Source organism: Pseudomonas rhodesiae, from assembly GCF_007858255.1.
Taxonomy (GTDB): domain Bacteria; phylum Pseudomonadota; class Gammaproteobacteria; order Pseudomonadales; family Pseudomonadaceae; genus Aquipseudomonas; species Aquipseudomonas rhodesiae.
In genome coordinates this window covers 292897-308638 of record NZ_VFEU01000005.1, presented here as the reverse complement: position 1 = coordinate 308638, position 15742 = coordinate 292897, and the positions used below count along the sequence as shown (strand labels likewise).

Sequence of the window (15742 nt, the reverse complement as noted above, 5' to 3'; positions counted from 1 at the left end):
TCGGTTTAGGTGATATTGCGGCGCTATCAGTGCAGTGACGAACCTTGCTGAGTCAGCGCCGTTTGCACGCATTCGATCAGATGCTCAGTGCTCCATGGCTTGGGCAGGAAACGCACGGAACCGCCTAGCTCTTCAGCCATTTTTGTATTGCCCGAGGTTAGCAGCACCCGCACTGATGGCCAGCGATGGGCAACCACGCGGCTCAAGTCATAACCATTGAGCAGGCCAGGCATTTGTATGTCGCTGACAATCAGGTCCACGGGGTCGTCCTCGCGTTCCAGGTAAATCATCCCTTCATCCGCTGAGGGAAACGACGTCACAATCGCGCCGAAATCCTCCAGTACATCCACCATCAACGCCCGAATAATTTCGTCGTCTTCCAATACCAAAATCGATGGCTGAGCCATGATCCTTACTCCACCATCAGGGTTCAGTTAGGTGGAGTGGAACGCAGCGGTATAGGTTCGATTGGATGTGTCCCAGGCGATGGGTGGTCGTTCAGGGTGTCTAGGTTGCGTGTTTGCACCCGTGGCATTGCAGGCGGCGGTGATCCGGATGGAGATGCCAGGCATAATTCCCGCAACCGCCGATGTGGAGTCGCCCATGAAGTACGCCTTACTGACCCTCGCCCTGATTCTCAACACCGCCCCAGCCTTCGCCGCTGGCGATGCCGAAGCCGGCGGTAAGCTCTTCACCAAGACCTGCGGCGGCTGCCACAGCATCGGCGAAGGCGCGCGCGGCGGTTTCGGCCCGCAACTCAACGGCATCATCGACCGCCCCGCCGGCACCACCGAGGACTACCAGTATTCCGACGCGATGAAAAACTCCGGCGTGGTCTGGACCCGCGAAAAACTCGCCGCGTACATCGAAGACCCCAAGAAGGTAGTGAGCGGCACGCGGATGATCTTCTGGGGTATCAGCGATCAGGAGAAGATTGAAAATATCCTGGCGTATCTTGAGACGTTCCCGTCCAAGTAAGCACTCCTTCGCCAGGCGATACTTCTGGCCGATTGATCACGTCAGCAAATGCTTGGAAATCAGCCGCGAGATTTCCACAATCGAGGTCTTCCCAGTGAACTCGAATTTCACTTTGCCCAGGGATGAAAAGTAAATCTCCAACTCCGAATCCAGGTCGAAGGTCCCGGACGTTTCCACCGAATACGCCACGATGTTTTTGTACGGCAGTGATGTGAAGTCCTTCTTGCTGCCGGTGATGCCTTGTACGTTTACCGCGATGATGCGTTTGGTGGTGAACACCACGCCGTCGCGCATGGCCTTGTAGGCGTCCACCACTTCTTCGCCATCGAGCAGCAAGGCCGAGACGCGTTCGGCGTATTCATTGTTTTGTTTGAGTTTGAAGAAGCCTTTGTTGTTGAAGTCGATCATGTAACGGTCCTTGTGGTCGGTCTGTGACGCCGCATAAGTTGACACTCATCGTGGTCAGGCTCGTTCCTTCAATGGAAGGTGTCACTGGATAGCTTTGAGGTAATGCTTGAGTGCGTCGAGCGGGGCATCGAGTTCCTCCAGCGTAGAGGCTTTTCGAGTGTCGGCGGCCAGTCTCTCCAACTCACGCCCCAACACCGTCTCCGTTCCGCCCAACGCCTGCAGCGCCTGCATCACGCATTCATCGAGCTTACGTTGAATCTGGCGCAAGTCCCCTTGGCGCACCAGCAATCCAAACACTTCACGCTCATACGCGGCCATCGCCGGGTCGTCGCGCAATACCGGGCTGCCGCCGTCGGTTTCATGCACCAGTTTGAGTGCGAAGAGCGCAACAGCTTCCAGCGTCAATTCCATGGTAGGGCTTCCTCGGTGTGCGGGCGGAGCGCGATAATCACTGTTCTGCGGCTGAAAAAAAAGACTTCAAACGCTTGCACCTCAAGCTCTCCGCGGAACGATATTAATTAGCCATGTTCCAACCCGCCGTGCACAGCTCGCGCAGCCAGCCAATGGACCGGTGCGATGTTGAATCGGCACGTTTGACTCACTTACAGGGACGCAAGTACTTATGCAGCCATCCTCCACACCTGATTCATCCGCCACCGGCGAGCTGATCGCGAGCTTTCGCCATGGCAAAGGTTTTCTCATTTTCAGCCTGATACTCGGCGTTGTGCTGTTGGCGCTCGCGGGATTTGTGCTGTATCTGGGTACGATCCTGCCGCCGGGTAATGAAGGGCCTATCGGTGTCACAACGTCCCGGGGCATGACGATTAACTTCAGCAGCGGGCAGTCGCTGATCAATCTCACCAGTGGCTTTCTGGCCATTCTTGGGCTGTGTGTATTCGGCCTGTACGGTTGGCATAAGAAATTGCGCAGTACCGCTTATGATGTGTACGAGCATGGCATCGCACGCATCAACCAGGGCCAGCGCGACTACACCCCGTTTATCGAGATCCAGGACTTGTATCTGTTCAGCTCCGGGCAAACGGTGATGACAGGCTTGATCACCAACCTGGCCTACCGTCGCACGGCCGCCGAGCCGTTTCATCGCGTGATTGAAAGCCTTAAGGGTTTTCAAAAATTCCAGCAATTGGTGCGCGAACTGCACGTCCGCGCGCGCATGCCGGGAGTGCTCAGTGTGCTGGAGTCGGGCGGGGCGGTGACGTTTAATTGCATCAGCTCCGGCCAAGTGTGGGGCAAGCGCATGAGCGGTAATTTCCTCAAGATCACCACGGCGCCCATCCTGGTGAGCGCTCAGTGCCTGGAATACCAGGGCCGTAAGGTGCCGATGTCGTCATTGCGCAGCGTCGACCTCAACGCCTGGAGCGAAAAAGTGGTAATCAAAGGCGACAGCGGCCAACCGGTCCTGTCGACCATCGCCACCGGCATCCTGAGCCACGACCTGTTCCTGCATACGCTGGACACAGTGCTCACGGCTCAAACTCAAACGCGCGAGCTGGCGTGAACCGCTCGCGTAATCGTTGATTGTGCATAAAGGGATTAAACGATGATCTATCGCGGCGCAGGCTGGCTGACGCTGTTCACACCGGTGGCCATGATTTTGTTGCTGATGGTGTTGTGGCCCGACCCCAGCGTCAAACCGGGCAACACCTCGTTGACGCAATTGCTGATGGGCGTGGGGATCGGCTCGGCCATCAACACGGTGCTGGGTTTTGTGCTGAATAGGGAAGTGCATGAAGATGGCGTGCGCCACCATTTCTTTTTCTTGCCCATGCAATGGCCGGCACTGGCGATCACACTGGTGTGCGTGGTGATTGCGCTGTTCAAGTAAGGTTACCGGCCGCCCGGCCAGGGCGGCCGGGTGTGTAATCGGGGGCCGATTACGACTTTTCCCTCTGCCGCTTCAAACCTGGCTCCCACAGTGAACTGTGTTTCAGCTGAAAGAGGCGCTGAGCAATAAATCAGCAGAGTGCCCACTTTTCGACAGGCGAAAAAAAAGACCTTGAATTTCAAGGTCTTTTTTTAAGATGGTGCCCCGAGGGAGACTCGAACTCCCACTCCTTTCGAAAACGGATTTTGAATCCGCCGCGTCTACCAATTCCGCCATCAGGGCTCAATGGCGGCGAAGTATAGAGAGGTGATTACCGTTGGTCAATCACGTTTCATGGTCAATTTTGACTATTTCCGCTAGACTTCCCGGCCCTGCTAGACGAACCCCATCATGCGCGTTGCTGACTTTACTTTTGAGCTCCCTGATTCGCTGATCGCTCGCCACCCTTTGGCCGAGCGTCACGCCAGTCGACTGCTGACCCTGGACGGGCCAAGCGGTGCCCTCGCACACCGTCAATTCACTGATTTGCTTGAGCATTTACGCCCAGACGATCTGATGGTGTTCAACAATACCCGGGTGATTCCGGCGCGGCTGTTTGGCCAGAAAGCCTCCGGCGGCAAGCTGGAAATTCTGGTGGAGCGGGTGCTGGACAGCCATCGCGTGCTGGCCCATGTGCGCTCCAGCAAATCACCGAAACCGGGATCGAGCCTTCTTATCGATGGCGGTGGCGAAGCCGAGATGGTGGCGCGTCATGATGCGCTGTTCGAGCTGAAGTTCGCCGAAGAAGTCCTGCCATTGCTGGAGCGCGTCGGCCATATGCCGTTGCCTCCTTATATCGACCGCCCGGATGAAGACGCCGACCGCGAACGCTATCAGACCGTGTATTCCCAGCGCCTGGGTGCGGTGGCCGCGCCTACGGCCGGGCTGCATTTCGACCAGCCGCTGCTGGAGGCGATCGCCGCCAAGGGCGTCGAGACCGCCTATGTGACCCTGCACGTGGGGGCCGGCACGTTTCAGCCGGTGCGTGTGGAGAACATCGAAGACCACCATATGCACAGCGAATGGCTGGAGGTCACTCAGGATGTGGTGGACGCGGTCAACGCGTGCAAGTCGCGCGGCGGGCGGGTGATTGCGGTGGGTACCACTAGCGTGCGCTCCCTGGAAAGCGCGGCGCGCGACGGCGTGCTCAAGCCGTTTAGCGGCGACACCGATATCTTCATTTACCCAGGCCGACCGTTCCATGTGGTCGATTGCCTGGTCACCAACTTCCATTTGCCGGAATCCACGCTGTTGATGCTGGTGTCGGCATTTGCCGGTTATCCCGAGACCATGGCCGCTTATCAAGCCGCCATCGAAAATGGATACCGTTTTTTCAGCTACGGTGATGCGATGTTCATCACCCGTAACCCGGCGCCGCGCGGCCCAGAGGAACAACTATGAGTCGTATGTCGTTTGAATTGCTGGCCACCGACGGTAAGGCCCGTCGCGGTCGCCTGACGTTCCCGCGCGGCACCGTGGAGACCCCGGCGTTCATGCCTGTCGGCACCTACGGCACCGTCAAGGGCATGCTGCCGCGCGATATCGTCGCCACCGGCGCCGAGATTATCCTCGGCAACACCTTCCACCTGTGGCTGCGCCCGGGCACGGAAGTGATCAAGAAGCATGGCGACCTGCATGACTTCATGAAGTGGCAGGGCCCGATCCTCACCGACTCCGGTGGTTTCCAGGTGTTCAGCCTGGGCGCCATGCGCAAGATCAAGGAGGAGGGCGTGACCTTCGCCTCGCCGGTGGATGGTTCCAAAGTGTTCATGGGCCCGGAAGAATCGATGCAGGTGCAGCGTGACCTGGGTTCGGACATCGTGATGATTTTCGACGAGTGCACGCCGTACCCGGCCGACGAAGACGTCGCGCGCGTGTCCATGGAGTTGTCGCTGCGTTGGGCCCAACGTTCGAAAAACGCCCATGGCGATAACACTGCGGCGTTGTTCGGTATCGTCCAGGGCGGCATGCATGAAAGCCTGCGCAAGCGCTCGCTGGAAGGCCTCGACAAGATTGGCTTCGACGGCCTGGCCATCGGCGGTCTGTCGGTGGGCGAGCCCAAGCACGAGATGATCAAGGTGCTGGATTATCTGCCGGGCCTGATGCCGGCTGACAAACCTCGTTACCTTATGGGCGTTGGCAAACCGGAAGATCTCGTAGAGGGTGTGCGCCGCGGTGTGGACATGTTCGATTGCGTGATGCCAACCCGTAATGCCCGCAATGGGCATCTGTTCATCGATACAGGCGTGCTGAAGATCCGTAACGCGTTCCATCGCCATGATGATTCGCCGCTGGATCCCACCTGTGATTGCTACACCTGCCAGAACTTCTCCCGTGCTTATCTGCACCATCTGGACAAGTGCGGAGAAATGCTGGGTAGCATGTTGAATACCATCCACAATTTGCGTCATTACCAAGTCCTGATGGCTGGTTTGCGCGAGGCTATTCAACAGGGTACATTGGCCGCCTTCGTCGATGCCTTCTATGCCAAGCGCGGGCTCCCTGTGCCGCCCTTGGACTGAGTTTCCCGACCCTAAGATTCACTATTTGCAACTGGAGTGCTAAATGAGCTTTTTTATCTCTAACGCCATGGCCGACGCCGCTGCGCCTGCCGCTGCGGGCCCTATGGGCGGTGGTTTCGAGTGGATTTTCCTGGTCGGCTTCCTGGTCATCTTCTACCTGATGATCTGGCGTCCACAGGCCAAGCGCGCCAAAGAGCAGAAGAACCTGCTCAGCAGCCTGCAGAAAGGCGACGAAGTGGTCACCACTGGCGGTATCGCCGGCAAGATCACCAAGGTTTCCGATGCTTTCGTGGTACTGGAAGTCTCCGACACCGTTGAAATGAAGTTCCAGAAGGGCGCCATCGCCGCCACGCTGCCTAAAGGCACGCTCAAAGCGATCTAAGTAACAACCTTTACCAATCGACGGGGCGCGCAAGGCGCCCCGCGTTATAAGCGGGCGGCGTGATGCTGAACAAATACCCTCTGTGGAAATACGTACTGATCCTGGCGGTGCTGGCGATCGGTTTTATTTATTCCGCTCCCAATCTCTATCCTGATGACCCGGCGATCCAGATCACTGGCGCCAGCACTTCGCTGCAGGTCAATCAGGCTGATCTGGACCGCGCGAGCAAGGCGCTCACCGACGCGGGTATCCAGGTCAAGGCGGCAACATTGGCGGCTGGTGCGAAGGGCGGCTTGTTGCGCCTGGCCAAGCAGGAAGACCAATTGCCGGCCAAGGATGTCGTGCGCAAGGCCATGGGTGACGACTATGTGGTCGCGCTCAACCTGGCGCAAACCACCCCGCAGTGGCTGCGCAGCATTGGCGCGCACCCGATGAAGCTGGGCCTGGACTTGTCCGGTGGCGTGCACTTCCTGCTGGAAGTCGACATGGACAAAGCCCTCGACGCCCGCCTCAAGGTCTACGAAGGCGACGTGAAGAGCCTGCTGCGTAAAGAAAAGCTGCGTTATCGCAGCCTGCCGCAGCTCAACGGTGCCATCCAGCTGGGCTTCTCTGACGAAGCGTCCCGCGAACAGGCCCGTGCGCTGATCCGTAAGAACTTCAACGATTTCGACATCGTACCGGCCGACCTGAATGGTCAACCTGTACTGCGTCTGGCGATGAGCCCGGCCAAGATCGCGGAAATCCGCGAATACTCCATCAAGCAGAACTTGACCACGGTGCGTAACCGCGTCAACGAACTGGGTGTGGCCGAGCCGATCGTGCAGCGCCAGGGCGCCAACCGTATCGTGGTTGAGCTGCCGGGCGTGCAGGACACTGCTGAAGCCAAGCGTATCCTGGGCAAGACCGCCAACCTGGAATTCCGTTTGGCGGCTGAGCCGGGCGCTACCCGTGCTACTGCCGAAGAGTTCGAGTTCCGCGAAGGCAACCGTCCTCCGGCGCTGATCGAGCGTGGCTTGATCATCACCGGTGATCAGGTGACCGACGCCAAGGCCGGTTTTGGCGAGCACGGCACTCCTGAAGTGAATATCCGCCTGGATGGCCATGGCGGCGAACTGATGAGTCGCGCTACGCGCAGCAACGTCGGTCGCAGTATGGCGGTGATCTTCATCGAGCAACGCCCAATCACTACCTACACCAAGCAAATGGTCAACGGCGTCGAGAAAGACGTGCCGGTGCAGTCGTTCAAGGAAGAGAAGAAGATCATCAGTCTGGCGACCATTCAGTCGCCGCTGGGTGCTCAATTCCGCATCACCGGCCTGAACGGCCAGGGTGAATCGTCCGAACTGGCGCTGCTGCTGCGCGCCGGTGGCCTGGCCGCGCCGATGTACTTCGCCGAAGAACGTACCATTGGCCCGAGCCTGGGTGCGGACAACATCACCAAGGGTATCGATGCAGCCTTGTGGGGCATGCTTTTCGTATCGCTGTTCATCATCGCCATCTACCGCTTCTTCGGTGTCATCGCCACTGTGGCCCTGGCGGGCAATATGGTGATGCTGCTGGCTTTGATGTCGCTGCTGGGGGCAACGCTGACCCTGCCGGGTATCGCTGGTATCGTGCTCACCATGGGTATGGCGGTGGACGCCAACGTGCTGATCTTTTCGCGTATTCGTGAAGAGATCGCCGCCGGCATGACGGTGCAGCGCGCAATCAACGAAGGCTTCGGCCGGGCATTTACCGCGATTCTCGACTCCAACCTGACCACGTTGCTGGTCGGCGGGATTCTCTTTGCCATGGGCACCGGCCCGGTCAAAGGTTTTGCGGTGACCATGTCCCTCGGTATCTTTACCTCGATGTTCACGGCCATCATGGTGACCCGCGCAATGGTCAACCTGATCTTTGGCGGACGTGACTTCAAGAAGTTGTGGATTTAAGGGGCTGCCATGTTACGTACAATCAACTTCATGGGCGTTCGCAACATTGCGTTCGGCGCCACAGTGCTCCTTACCGTTCTGGCATTGTTCAGCTGGTTCCATAAGGGCCTGAACTACGGGCTGGACTTCACCGGCGGTACGCTCATCGAGCTGACCTACGAGAAGCCGGCCGACGTCACCCTGGTGCGCAACGAACTGGTCAAGGCCGGTTATCACGAAGCCGTGGTGCAGAACTTCGGCGCTACCACCGATCTGCTGGTGCGTATGCCTGGCGAAGACCCGCAACTGGGTCACCAGGTGGCCGAGGCTTTGCAGAAGGTCGGCGGCGATAACCCGGCGTCGGTCAAGCGCGTCGAGTTCGTGGGGCCGCAAGTGGGTGAAGAGCTGCGCGACCAGGGCGGCCTCGGCATGCTGATGGCGCTGGTCGGCATCATGATCTACCTGGCGTTCCGCTTTCAGTGGAAATTCGGCGTCGGCGCCATTGTGTCGCTGATCCATGACGTGATCGTAACTGTAGGCATCCTGGCTTACTTCCAGGTCACGTTCGACCTGACGGTGCTGGCGGCGGTGCTGGCGATCATTGGTTATTCGCTCAACGACACCATCGTGGTATTCGACCGGGTCCGCGAGAACTTCCGTGTACTGCGCAAGGCGACGTTGATCGAGAACATCAATATCTCCACCACCCAGACCCTGCTGCGGACCATGGCCACGTCGATCTCCACCTTGCTGGCGATCGCGGCGTTGATGATCTTCGGCGGCGACAACCTGTGGGGCTTCTCCCTGGCGCTGTTCATCGGCGTTCTGGCGGGCACCTACTCGTCGATCTACATCGCCAACGTGGTGTTGATCTGGCTGAACCTCAACAGCGAAGACCTGATTCCTCCGGCCATCACCGACAAGGAAGTCGACGATCGTCCTTGATGGGCGCTAGTTGATCGTTGTTACAAAGAAGGCACGAGTATTGAACTCGTGCCTTTTTTTTTGCTCCAAGGCTGGGTATAGCGCGGACCTTTCGGTCCGTTTGTGATGGTCAGGAGGTTCAACGTGAACAAGTCGTTACTGGTTGGTGCGGTATTGGGTGCTGTCGGTGTAACTGCCGGGGGTGCTGTCGCCACCTACAGCCTGGTAAAAAGCGGCCCTGAGTATGCGCAAGTACTGGCGGTGCAGCCGGTCAAGACCCAGATCAAAACCCCGCGTGAGGTCTGCAAGGACGTCACCGTGACCCGGCAGCGTCCGGTGCAGGATCAGCATCAAATCGCCGGTACCGTCGTCGGCGCCCTCGCAGGTGGCCTGCTGGGCAACCAGATCGGCGGCGGCAACGGTAAGAAACTGGCCACCGTGGCCGGTGCGGTCGGTGGTGGTTACGCCGGCAACAAGGTGCAGGAAGGTATGCAGAACCGCGATACCTACACCACCACACAAACCCGGTGTAACACCGTCAACGACATCAGCGACAAGGTTGTCGGCTATGACGTGCGGTACACCTTGGATGGCAAGGAAGGTTCGGTGCGCATGGATCGTGATCCAGGCGGCCAGATTCCGGTCGACAAGGAGGGTCGTCTCGTCCTCGGTCAAAACCAGCAGTAATACTCGTCCAGACGCAGGTTCAACGGCGTGTGCAGTTCAAAATGCGGGAGGGGCTAGCCCCCTCCCGCATTTTATTTGTGGTGCTCTTGGCATTTAGACTCGCACCAAATCCCAGGCACAAAAAAAGCACCCCGAAGGGTGCTTTTTTTTGCTCGCTCGCTTAACGCTTCAGCGAGGCCGGCAGGTGCGGCTGGATCGCCGTCAGAACTGCCTTGAAGCATTTGGTGTTACCGGCAACGACATGGCCTTTTTCCAGGAAGTCGTGACCGCCGGTGAAGTCGCTCACCAGGCCGCCTGCTTCTTGAATCAGCAGTGCGCCTGCGGCCATGTCCCACTCGGACAGGCCCGACTCCCAGAACGCGTCAAAACGACCGGCGGCAACGTAGGCCAGGTCCAGGCTGGCGGCGCCGGCGCGGCGGATGCCGGCGGTCTGGCCAACCAGGGCGCGGAACATGCCCAGGTAGTTTTCCAGGTTATCCATCTGGTCGTCGCGGAATGGGAAGCCAGTGCCCAGAAGAGCGCCGTCCAGGCTGGTGCGACCGCTGACGCGCAGGCGACGGCCATTGAGCTGGGCGCCACGGCCACGGCTGGCGGTGAATTCTTCCTGGCGAACCGGGTCGAGTACAACCGCGTGTTCCAAACGGCCACGGTATTTGCAGGCAATGCTCACGGCAAAGTGCGGGATACCGCGCAGGAAGTTGGTGGTGCCATCCAGTGGGTCGATGATCCACAGGTAGTCTTCGCCTTCGCCGCTGCCTTTGTGCAAACCGGTTTCTTCGCCGAGGATGCCGTGGGTAGGGTAGGCCTTGCGCAGTGCGTCGATGATTTTCTGTTCGGCGGCGCGATCCACCTCGGATACATAATCCTTGGCGTCTTTTTCGTCGACCTTGATGGTATCCAGGCGCTCGATGGAGCGGAAGATCAATTCACTGGCGCTGCGGGCGGCGCGCAGCGCGATATTCAGCATGGGCTGCATGGATGTGTCACCTAAGGTTGTTAAAGAAAGCCGGGCATTCTAGCAGAAACTTTCTTCAGGTGAAGGACGACGTTCGCTTTCATGGCATAACCTTAGGCTGTTCTGTAAGATTTGCTCCCCTTTCCTGTGTCCGAGAGCGCCTCCCTTGCTGCAAAACATTCGTGTCGTCTTGGTCAATACCAGTCATCCCGGCAATATCGGTGGGGTGGCGCGAGCCATGAAAAACATGGGGCTGACGCGCCTGGTGCTGGTCGAGCCGCGTGTGTTCCCGCACCACGAGGCTGACGCGCGCGCGTCGGGCGCCAATGACATCCTTGAAAAGGCCCAGGTCGTCGCCACCTTGGAAGATGCCTTGGTCGGCTGCAACCTGGTGCTGGGCACCAGTGCCCGTGACCGTCGTATCCCGTGGCCATTGCTGGACCCGCGAGAGTGCGGGGCCAAGGTGGTGGAGGAAGCGGCAGGCGGCGCTGAAATCGCCTTGGTATTTGGCCGTGAAGACTCCGGCCTGACCAATGAGGAGCTGCAGCGATGTCACTTTCATGTGCACATTCCGTCAGACCCCGAGTTCAGTTCGCTGAACCTGGGGGCGGCGGTGCAGGTGTTGAGTTATGAAGTGCGCATGGCTTGGCTGGCCGCCGAAGGGCAGCCGAGCAAGGTCGAGAAGGATGAAGTGGCGTCCACTAAAAGTGGTGAGTTGGCCACCATGGACGAGCTGGAGCGATTCTATGAGCATCTGGAACATACTCTGGTGGCCATCGAATTCCTCGATCCTGAAAAGCCACGGCACTTGATGGCGCGCCTGCGTCGCCTCTACGGCCGCAGCTCGGTCAGTCGGGCGGAAATGAATATATTGCGTGGCATCCTCACGGAAACCCAGAAAGCGGCCCGTGGCGAACTCCTTAAGCGGAAGGATTAAAAATGTTCGAGCGTTTGCGAGAAGATATCCAGAGTGTTTTTCACCGTGACCCGGCGGCGCGCAACGCCTTTGAAGTGCTGACCTGCTACCCGGGCATGCACGCGATCTGGATCCATCGTCTTTCCGGTGCGCTGTGGAATATGGGCTGGAAATGGCTGGCGCGGCTGGTGTCGAATTTCGGTCGCTGGCTGACCGGGATCGAGATTCATCCGGGCGCCAAGGTGGGGCGGCGCTTCTTTATTGATCACGGCATGGGCATCGTTATTGGTGAAACCGCTGAGATCGGCGACGACGTAACGCTTTATCAAGGCGTGACCCTGGGCGGTACCAGTTGGAATAAAGGTAAGCGCCACCCTACGTTGGGCGATGGTGTGGTGGTCGGGGCGGGCGCCAAGGTGCTTGGTCCGTTCACGGTCGGCGCTGGTGCCAAGGTGGGCTCCAATGCTGTGGTGACCAAGGCGGTTCCGCCTGGCGCCACGGTGGTGGGTATTCCGGGGCGCATCATCGTCAAGCCGGAAGTCGGTGATGAGCAAGAGGCCAAGCGCAAGGCCATGGCCGAGAAAATCGGTTTCGATGCCTATGGCGTCAGCGAAGACATGCCCGACCCCGTGGCTCGCGCCATCGGGCAGTTGCTCGACCATCTGCAAGCGGTGGATGGAAAGTTGGATGGTATGTGCGGTGCACTGAAGGAGCTGGGTAGCACTTACTGTGCGAAAGATCTGCCTGAGCTGCGTGAAGAGGACTTCGCCGAAATCAAGGACGAAGCTGTCACGAAGGCCGGCTGAAGCCACCAAACCCCATGGGAGGGGCGAGCCCTCCCAGATTTTTGGCTCCATTGGTCTCGGAATTCCTGGTCGGTCCTGTTCTCGCTGTTCGATCCAACCCCATCCTGCTATGATTCGCGCGCCCTTTTTACGGGTAATCCTGACTAAAGTACTAGGTCTTATAGTTGACTTAAATACTCGGGAATCGCATACTTGCTCCCATTCTGAAACACCTTGGTACTTGTCCATGAGACTGACTACAAAAGGCCGATACGCGGTGACTGCCATGCTCGACTTGGCCTTGCACGCGCAAACTGGGCCGGTGTCCCTGGCCGATATTTCCGAGCGTCAAGGCATTTCCCTGTCCTACCTTGAGCAACTGTTCGCCAAATTGCGCCGCAGTAATCTGGTCTCCAGTGTGCGTGGGCCGGGTGGTGGCTATCAATTGTCCCGCGACATGCAGGGCATTCAGGTAGCCCAGGTGATCGATGCGGTCAACGAATCGGTCGATGCCACAAAATGCCAGGGGTTGGGTGACTGCCATGCCGGCGATACCTGCCTTACACATCACTTGTGGTGTGATTTGAGCCTGCAGATCCATGAGTTTTTGAGTGGTATCAGCTTGGCTGATCTTGTGACTCGCCGTGAGGTGCAAGAAGTAGCCCAGCGTCAGGACCAGCGCCGTTGCAATACCAAGGCGCCGCGTCTGGACAAGATTGAAGCGTCCGCCGTCGAGTGACAGCCGCAGAGCTAACGGCACGCCAGCCAGCCTGATTTAGGAGAAAGTCCATGAAATTGCCGATTTACCTTGATTACTCAGCGACCACCCCGGTTGATCCGCGTGTCGCACAAAAGATGAGCGAATGCCTGCTGGTTGACGGAAACTTCGGCAACCCGGCCTCCCGTTCCCACGTTTTCGGCTGGAAAGCCGAGGAAGCGGTTGAGAACGCTCGTCGCCAGGTTGCTGATCTGGTCGGCGCCGATCCGCGTGAAATTGTCTGGACCTCCGGTGCCACCGAGTCCGACAACCTGGCTATCAAGGGTGCCGCGCATTTCTACGCGACCAAGGGCAAGCACCTGATCACCACCAAGATTGAGCACAAGGCTGTCCTCGACACCATGCGCCAACTGGAGCGTGAAGGTTTCGAGGTTACCTACCTTGAGCCCACTACTGACGGCATCGTCACTCCGGCCATGATCGAAGCTGCGCTGCGTGAAGACACCATCCTGGTTTCCGTGATCCACGTTAACAACGAAATCGGCACCATCAATGACATCGCCGCGATCGGCGAGCTGACCCGCTCCAAGGGTGTGTTGTTGCACGTCGATGCGGCGCAGTCCACTGGCAAGGTCGATATCGATCTGTCGAAGCTGAAAGTCGATCTGATGTCGTTCTCTGCGCACAAGACTTACGGCCCCAAAGGCATTGGCGCGCTGTACGTGAGCCGCAAGCCGCGTGTGCGCATCGAAGCCACCATGCACGGCGGCGGTCACGAGCGCGGTATGCGTTCGGGCACCCTGGCGACTCACCAGATCGTCGGCATGGGTGAAGCGTTCCGTGTGGCCAAGGAAGACATGGCTGCCGAAAACGTGCGCATCAAGGCGTTGAGCGATCGCTTCTTCAAGCAGGTCGAGAACCTTGAAGAACTGTACATCAACGGCAGCATGACCGCCCGCGTCCCGCACAACCTGAATTTGAGCTTCAACTACGTCGAAGGCGAGTCGCTGATCATGGCGCTCAAGGACCTGGCGGTTTCTTCCGGTTCGGCCTGCACCTCGGCTTCCCTTGAGCCGTCCTACGTGTTGCGTGCCCTGGGCCGCAACGATGAACTGGCGCACAGCTCGATCCGCTTTACGTTTGGCCGTTTCACCACCGAAGAAGAAGTCGATTACGCCGCGCAGAAAGTCTGCGAAGCGGTCAACAAACTGCGTACCCTGTCGCCGCTGTGGGACATGTACAAGGACGGTGTCGACATTTCCAAAATCGAGTGGGCGGCACACTAACTATAGAAGCCGCCACCCCAGCTCTGTAGGAACGTGGCGGAAAACGCAGGCGTTTCTACAGGGTTCCAGAGCGGCCCTGATGAGTGAGGATTCAGTACCATGGCTTACAGTGAAAAGGTCATCGACCACTACGAAAACCCGCGCAACGTCGGCAAGATGGACGCGCAAGACCCGGATGTCGGCACCGGCATGGTCGGCGCTCCCGCGTGCGGCGATGTGATGCGCCTGCAGATCAAGGTCAACGATGCTGGCGTGATTGAAGACGCTAAGTTCAAGACCTACGGTTGCGGTTCGGCCATCGCCTCCAGCTCCCTGGCGACCGAATGGATGAAAGGCAAGACCCTGGATGAAGCTGTCACCATCAGCAACACCCAGCTGGCTGAAGAGCTGGCCCTGCCGCCCGTGAAAATCCACTGCTCCGTGCTCGCTGAAGACGCCATCAAGGCCGCCGTTCGCGACTACAAGCAGAAGAAAGGCTTGATCTAAGCATTTGGCGACGAGTAAGGAGTCAACGATGGCTATCAGCATGACAGAAGCGGCTGCGCGGCACGTGCGACGCTCCCTGGATGGGCGCGGTAAAGGTGAGGGGATTCGTCTTGGTGTTCGCACCACAGGCTGTTCCGGCCTTGCCTACGTGCTGGAGTTTGTCGACGAGGTAGTGGCGGAAGATAAGGTGTTCGAGAGTCACGGCGAGAAAGTGATCATCGATCCCAAAAGCCTGACCTACCTGGACGGCACCGAACTCGATTTCGTCAAGGAAGGGTTGAACGAAGGCTTCAAGTTCAACAACCCCAACGTTCGCGGTGAATGTGGCTGCGGCGAAAGCTTCAACATCTGAGGCTATTCGTGGGCACTCCTTGTCATTTCGCTTTATTCGATTTGCAGCCGAGCTTTCGGCTCGATCTTGAGCAGCTTGCCACGCGCTATCGAGAGCTGGCGCGTGGGGTGCATCCGGACCGCTTTGCCGACGCTTCCGAACGTGAGCAGCGCCTGGCGCTGGAGCAATCGGCCAGCCTCAACGAAGCCTATCAGACCCTCAAGAGTCCGCCGAAACGCGCACGCTACCTGCTCGCGATGAACGGGGGCGAGTTGCCGTTGGAAGTCACCGTGCATGACCCCGACTTCCTGATGCAGCAGATGCAGTGGCGCGAGGAGCTGGAAGACTTGCAGGACGACGCTGATCTGGCGGGCGTCGCGGTCTTCAAGCGTCGCCTGAAAACGGCCCAGGATGAGCTCAACGAAAGCTTCGCAGCCTGTTGGGATGATGCAGCGCAACGCGAACAGGCCGAACGCCTGATGCGGCGCATGCAGTTTCTCGACAAGCTCACCTATGAAGTGCGCCAGCTAGAAGAGCGCCTCGACGATTAACCCAGCGCTGCCCCGTTG

20 protein-coding genes and 1 tRNA gene are annotated in these 15742 nt (G+C 58.6%); 16 read left to right on the top strand and 5 right to left on the bottom strand.

The genetic code is table 11. The annotated features are described in order from the left end of the window. Window positions 1–26 precede the first annotated feature (26 nt). Entirely contained in the window at window positions 27–407 is a 381-nt protein-coding gene (locus FIV35_RS10425; RefSeq protein ID WP_034100478.1) for a response regulator, read from the bottom strand. A gap of 196 nt (window positions 408–603) precedes the next feature. On the opposite strand from FIV35_RS10425, the gene FIV35_RS10420 reads away from it, so the two are divergent. Continuing rightward, the gene (locus FIV35_RS10420) at window positions 604–978 is read left to right on the top strand and encodes a c-type cytochrome (protein ID WP_034100476.1); all 375 of its coding nucleotides are present in this window, start codon (window positions 604–606) and stop codon (window positions 976–978) included. A 36-nt stretch (window positions 979–1014) separates the two neighbouring features. Here the strand turns inward: FIV35_RS10420 and FIV35_RS10415 are convergent, their stop codons facing one another. Next, window positions 1015–1386, bottom strand: a complete 372-nt coding sequence (locus FIV35_RS10415; protein WP_015885780.1) for a PH domain-containing protein — start codon at window positions 1384–1386, stop codon at window positions 1015–1017. An 81-nt stretch (window positions 1387–1467) separates the two neighbouring features. Then, a complete protein-coding gene (locus FIV35_RS10410; protein WP_034139239.1) occupies window positions 1468–1797 on the bottom strand; it encodes a hypothetical protein in 330 nt (109 codons plus the stop codon). A gap of 211 nt (window positions 1798–2008) precedes the next feature. Between FIV35_RS10410 and FIV35_RS10405 the strand changes: the two genes are divergently transcribed. Together FIV35_RS10405 and FIV35_RS10400 are read left to right on the top strand one after the other, a co-directional pair. Further along, on the top strand, window positions 2009–2905 hold the full coding sequence (locus FIV35_RS10405; protein WP_034139238.1) for a hypothetical protein: 897 nt from the start codon (window positions 2009–2011) through the stop codon (window positions 2903–2905). 42 nt (window positions 2906–2947) lie between these two features. Beyond that, complete coding sequence (locus FIV35_RS10400) at window positions 2948–3232, top strand: hypothetical protein (protein WP_034115041.1); 285 nt, start codon at window positions 2948–2950, stop codon at window positions 3230–3232. Between the two features lie 197 nt (window positions 3233–3429). Here the strand turns inward: FIV35_RS10400 and FIV35_RS10395 are convergent. Next, window positions 3430–3514, bottom strand: a tRNA-Leu gene (locus FIV35_RS10395). A 108-nt stretch (window positions 3515–3622) separates the two neighbouring features. On the opposite strand from FIV35_RS10395, the gene queA reads away from it, so the two are divergent. The 6 genes from queA (at window position 3623) to FIV35_RS10365 (ending at window position 9696) form a co-directional block, all read left to right on the top strand. Next, complete coding sequence (gene queA, locus FIV35_RS10390; RefSeq protein ID WP_034139237.1) at window positions 3623–4672, top strand: tRNA preQ1(34) S-adenosylmethionine ribosyltransferase-isomerase QueA; 1050 nt, start codon at window positions 3623–3625, stop codon at window positions 4670–4672. A gap of 5 nt (window positions 4673–4677) precedes the next feature. Continuing rightward, complete coding sequence (gene tgt, locus FIV35_RS10385) at window positions 4678–5793, top strand: tRNA guanosine(34) transglycosylase Tgt (RefSeq protein WP_010565220.1); 1116 nt, start codon at window positions 4678–4680, stop codon at window positions 5791–5793. 43 nt (window positions 5794–5836) lie between these two features. Then, a complete protein-coding gene (gene yajC, locus FIV35_RS10380; RefSeq protein ID WP_010565221.1) occupies window positions 5837–6175 on the top strand; it encodes a preprotein translocase subunit YajC in 339 nt (112 codons plus the stop codon). 62 nt (window positions 6176–6237) lie between these two features. Next, window positions 6238–8106 carry a protein translocase subunit SecD gene (secD, locus tag FIV35_RS10375; RefSeq protein WP_034139236.1) on the top strand — a complete coding sequence of 623 codons (1869 nt, stop codon included), beginning with the start codon at window positions 6238–6240 and terminating at the stop codon, window positions 8104–8106. A 9-nt stretch (window positions 8107–8115) separates the two neighbouring features. Continuing rightward, window positions 8116–9030 (top strand): protein translocase subunit SecF, encoded by a 915-nt coding sequence (gene secF / locus FIV35_RS10370; RefSeq protein WP_034115036.1) that lies wholly within the window; start codon window positions 8116–8118, stop codon window positions 9028–9030. 123 nt (window positions 9031–9153) lie between these two features. Next, entirely contained in the window at window positions 9154–9696 is a 543-nt protein-coding gene (locus FIV35_RS10365) for a glycine zipper 2TM domain-containing protein (RefSeq protein ID WP_034100446.1), read from the top strand. 160 nt (window positions 9697–9856) lie between these two features. Here the strand turns inward: FIV35_RS10365 and suhB are convergent, their stop codons facing one another. Then, a complete protein-coding gene (gene suhB, locus FIV35_RS10360; protein ID WP_003175971.1) occupies window positions 9857–10672 on the bottom strand; it encodes a type III secretion system regulator SuhB in 816 nt (271 codons plus the stop codon). 145 nt (window positions 10673–10817) lie between these two features. Between suhB and trmJ the strand changes: the two genes are divergently transcribed. From trmJ to hscB, 7 genes are all read left to right on the top strand, one after another. Beyond that, a complete protein-coding gene (trmJ, locus tag FIV35_RS10355) occupies window positions 10818–11588 on the top strand; it encodes a tRNA (cytosine(32)/uridine(32)-2'-O)-methyltransferase TrmJ (protein ID WP_034139235.1) in 771 nt (256 codons plus the stop codon). A 2-nt stretch (window positions 11589–11590) separates the two neighbouring features. Next, window positions 11591–12373, top strand: a complete 783-nt coding sequence (cysE, locus tag FIV35_RS10350; RefSeq protein WP_034100442.1) for a serine O-acetyltransferase — start codon at window positions 11591–11593, stop codon at window positions 12371–12373. Window positions 12374–12599: 226 nt separating this feature from the next. Further along, window positions 12600–13091 (top strand): Fe-S cluster assembly transcriptional regulator IscR, encoded by a 492-nt coding sequence (iscR, locus tag FIV35_RS10345; protein ID WP_003194020.1) that lies wholly within the window; start codon window positions 12600–12602, stop codon window positions 13089–13091. A 50-nt stretch (window positions 13092–13141) separates the two neighbouring features. Then, on the top strand, window positions 13142–14356 hold the full coding sequence (locus FIV35_RS10340; protein WP_034100439.1) for an IscS subfamily cysteine desulfurase: 1215 nt from the start codon (window positions 13142–13144) through the stop codon (window positions 14354–14356). 99 nt (window positions 14357–14455) lie between these two features. Then, on the top strand, window positions 14456–14842 hold the full coding sequence (gene iscU, locus FIV35_RS10335) for a Fe-S cluster assembly scaffold IscU (RefSeq protein WP_034100437.1): 387 nt from the start codon (window positions 14456–14458) through the stop codon (window positions 14840–14842). Between the two features lie 28 nt (window positions 14843–14870). Further along, window positions 14871–15194 (top strand): iron-sulfur cluster assembly protein IscA, encoded by a 324-nt coding sequence (iscA, locus tag FIV35_RS10330; protein ID WP_034139234.1) that lies wholly within the window; start codon window positions 14871–14873, stop codon window positions 15192–15194. An 8-nt stretch (window positions 15195–15202) separates the two neighbouring features. After that, complete coding sequence (gene hscB / locus FIV35_RS10325) at window positions 15203–15724, top strand: co-chaperone HscB (protein WP_034139233.1); 522 nt, start codon at window positions 15203–15205, stop codon at window positions 15722–15724. Window positions 15725–15742 lie beyond the last annotated feature (18 nt).

Bases quoted from the DNA above. Each gene is read 5' to 3' on its own strand.
- iscU (WP_034100437.1), top strand. From the start codon at position 14,456: ATGGCTTACAGTGAAAAGGTCATCGACCACTACGAAAACCCGCGCAAC.
- secF (WP_034115036.1), top strand. From the start codon at position 8,116: ATGTTACGTACAATCAACTTCATGGGCGTTCGCAACATTGCGTTCGGC.
- FIV35_RS10400 (WP_034115041.1), top strand. From the start codon at position 2,948: ATGATCTATCGCGGCGCAGGCTGGCTGACGCTGTTCACACCGGTGGCC.
- iscR (WP_003194020.1), top strand. From the start codon at position 12,600: ATGAGACTGACTACAAAAGGCCGATACGCGGTGACTGCCATGCTCGAC.
- FIV35_RS10340 (WP_034100439.1), top strand. From the start codon at position 13,142: ATGAAATTGCCGATTTACCTTGATTACTCAGCGACCACCCCGGTTGAT.
- FIV35_RS10415 (WP_015885780.1), bottom strand. From the start codon at position 1,386: ATGATCGACTTCAACAACAAAGGCTTCTTCAAACTCAAACAAAACAAT.
- cysE (WP_034100442.1), top strand. From the start codon at position 11,591: ATGTTCGAGCGTTTGCGAGAAGATATCCAGAGTGTTTTTCACCGTGAC.
- secD (WP_034139236.1), top strand. From the start codon at position 6,238: ATGCTGAACAAATACCCTCTGTGGAAATACGTACTGATCCTGGCGGTG.
- FIV35_RS10420 (WP_034100476.1), top strand. From the start codon at position 604: ATGAAGTACGCCTTACTGACCCTCGCCCTGATTCTCAACACCGCCCCA.
- FIV35_RS10405 (WP_034139238.1), top strand. From the start codon at position 2,009: ATGCAGCCATCCTCCACACCTGATTCATCCGCCACCGGCGAGCTGATC.
- suhB (WP_003175971.1), bottom strand. From the start codon at position 10,672: ATGCAGCCCATGCTGAATATCGCGCTGCGCGCCGCCCGCAGCGCCAGT.
- FIV35_RS10425 (WP_034100478.1), bottom strand. From the start codon at position 407: ATGGCTCAGCCATCGATTTTGGTATTGGAAGACGACGAAATTATTCGG.
- queA (WP_034139237.1), top strand. From the start codon at position 3,623: ATGCGCGTTGCTGACTTTACTTTTGAGCTCCCTGATTCGCTGATCGCT.
- iscA (WP_034139234.1), top strand. From the start codon at position 14,871: ATGGCTATCAGCATGACAGAAGCGGCTGCGCGGCACGTGCGACGCTCC.
- yajC (WP_010565221.1), top strand. From the start codon at position 5,837: ATGAGCTTTTTTATCTCTAACGCCATGGCCGACGCCGCTGCGCCTGCC.
- tgt (WP_010565220.1), top strand. From the start codon at position 4,678: ATGTCGTTTGAATTGCTGGCCACCGACGGTAAGGCCCGTCGCGGTCGC.
- FIV35_RS10410 (WP_034139239.1), bottom strand. From the start codon at position 1,797: ATGGAATTGACGCTGGAAGCTGTTGCGCTCTTCGCACTCAAACTGGTG.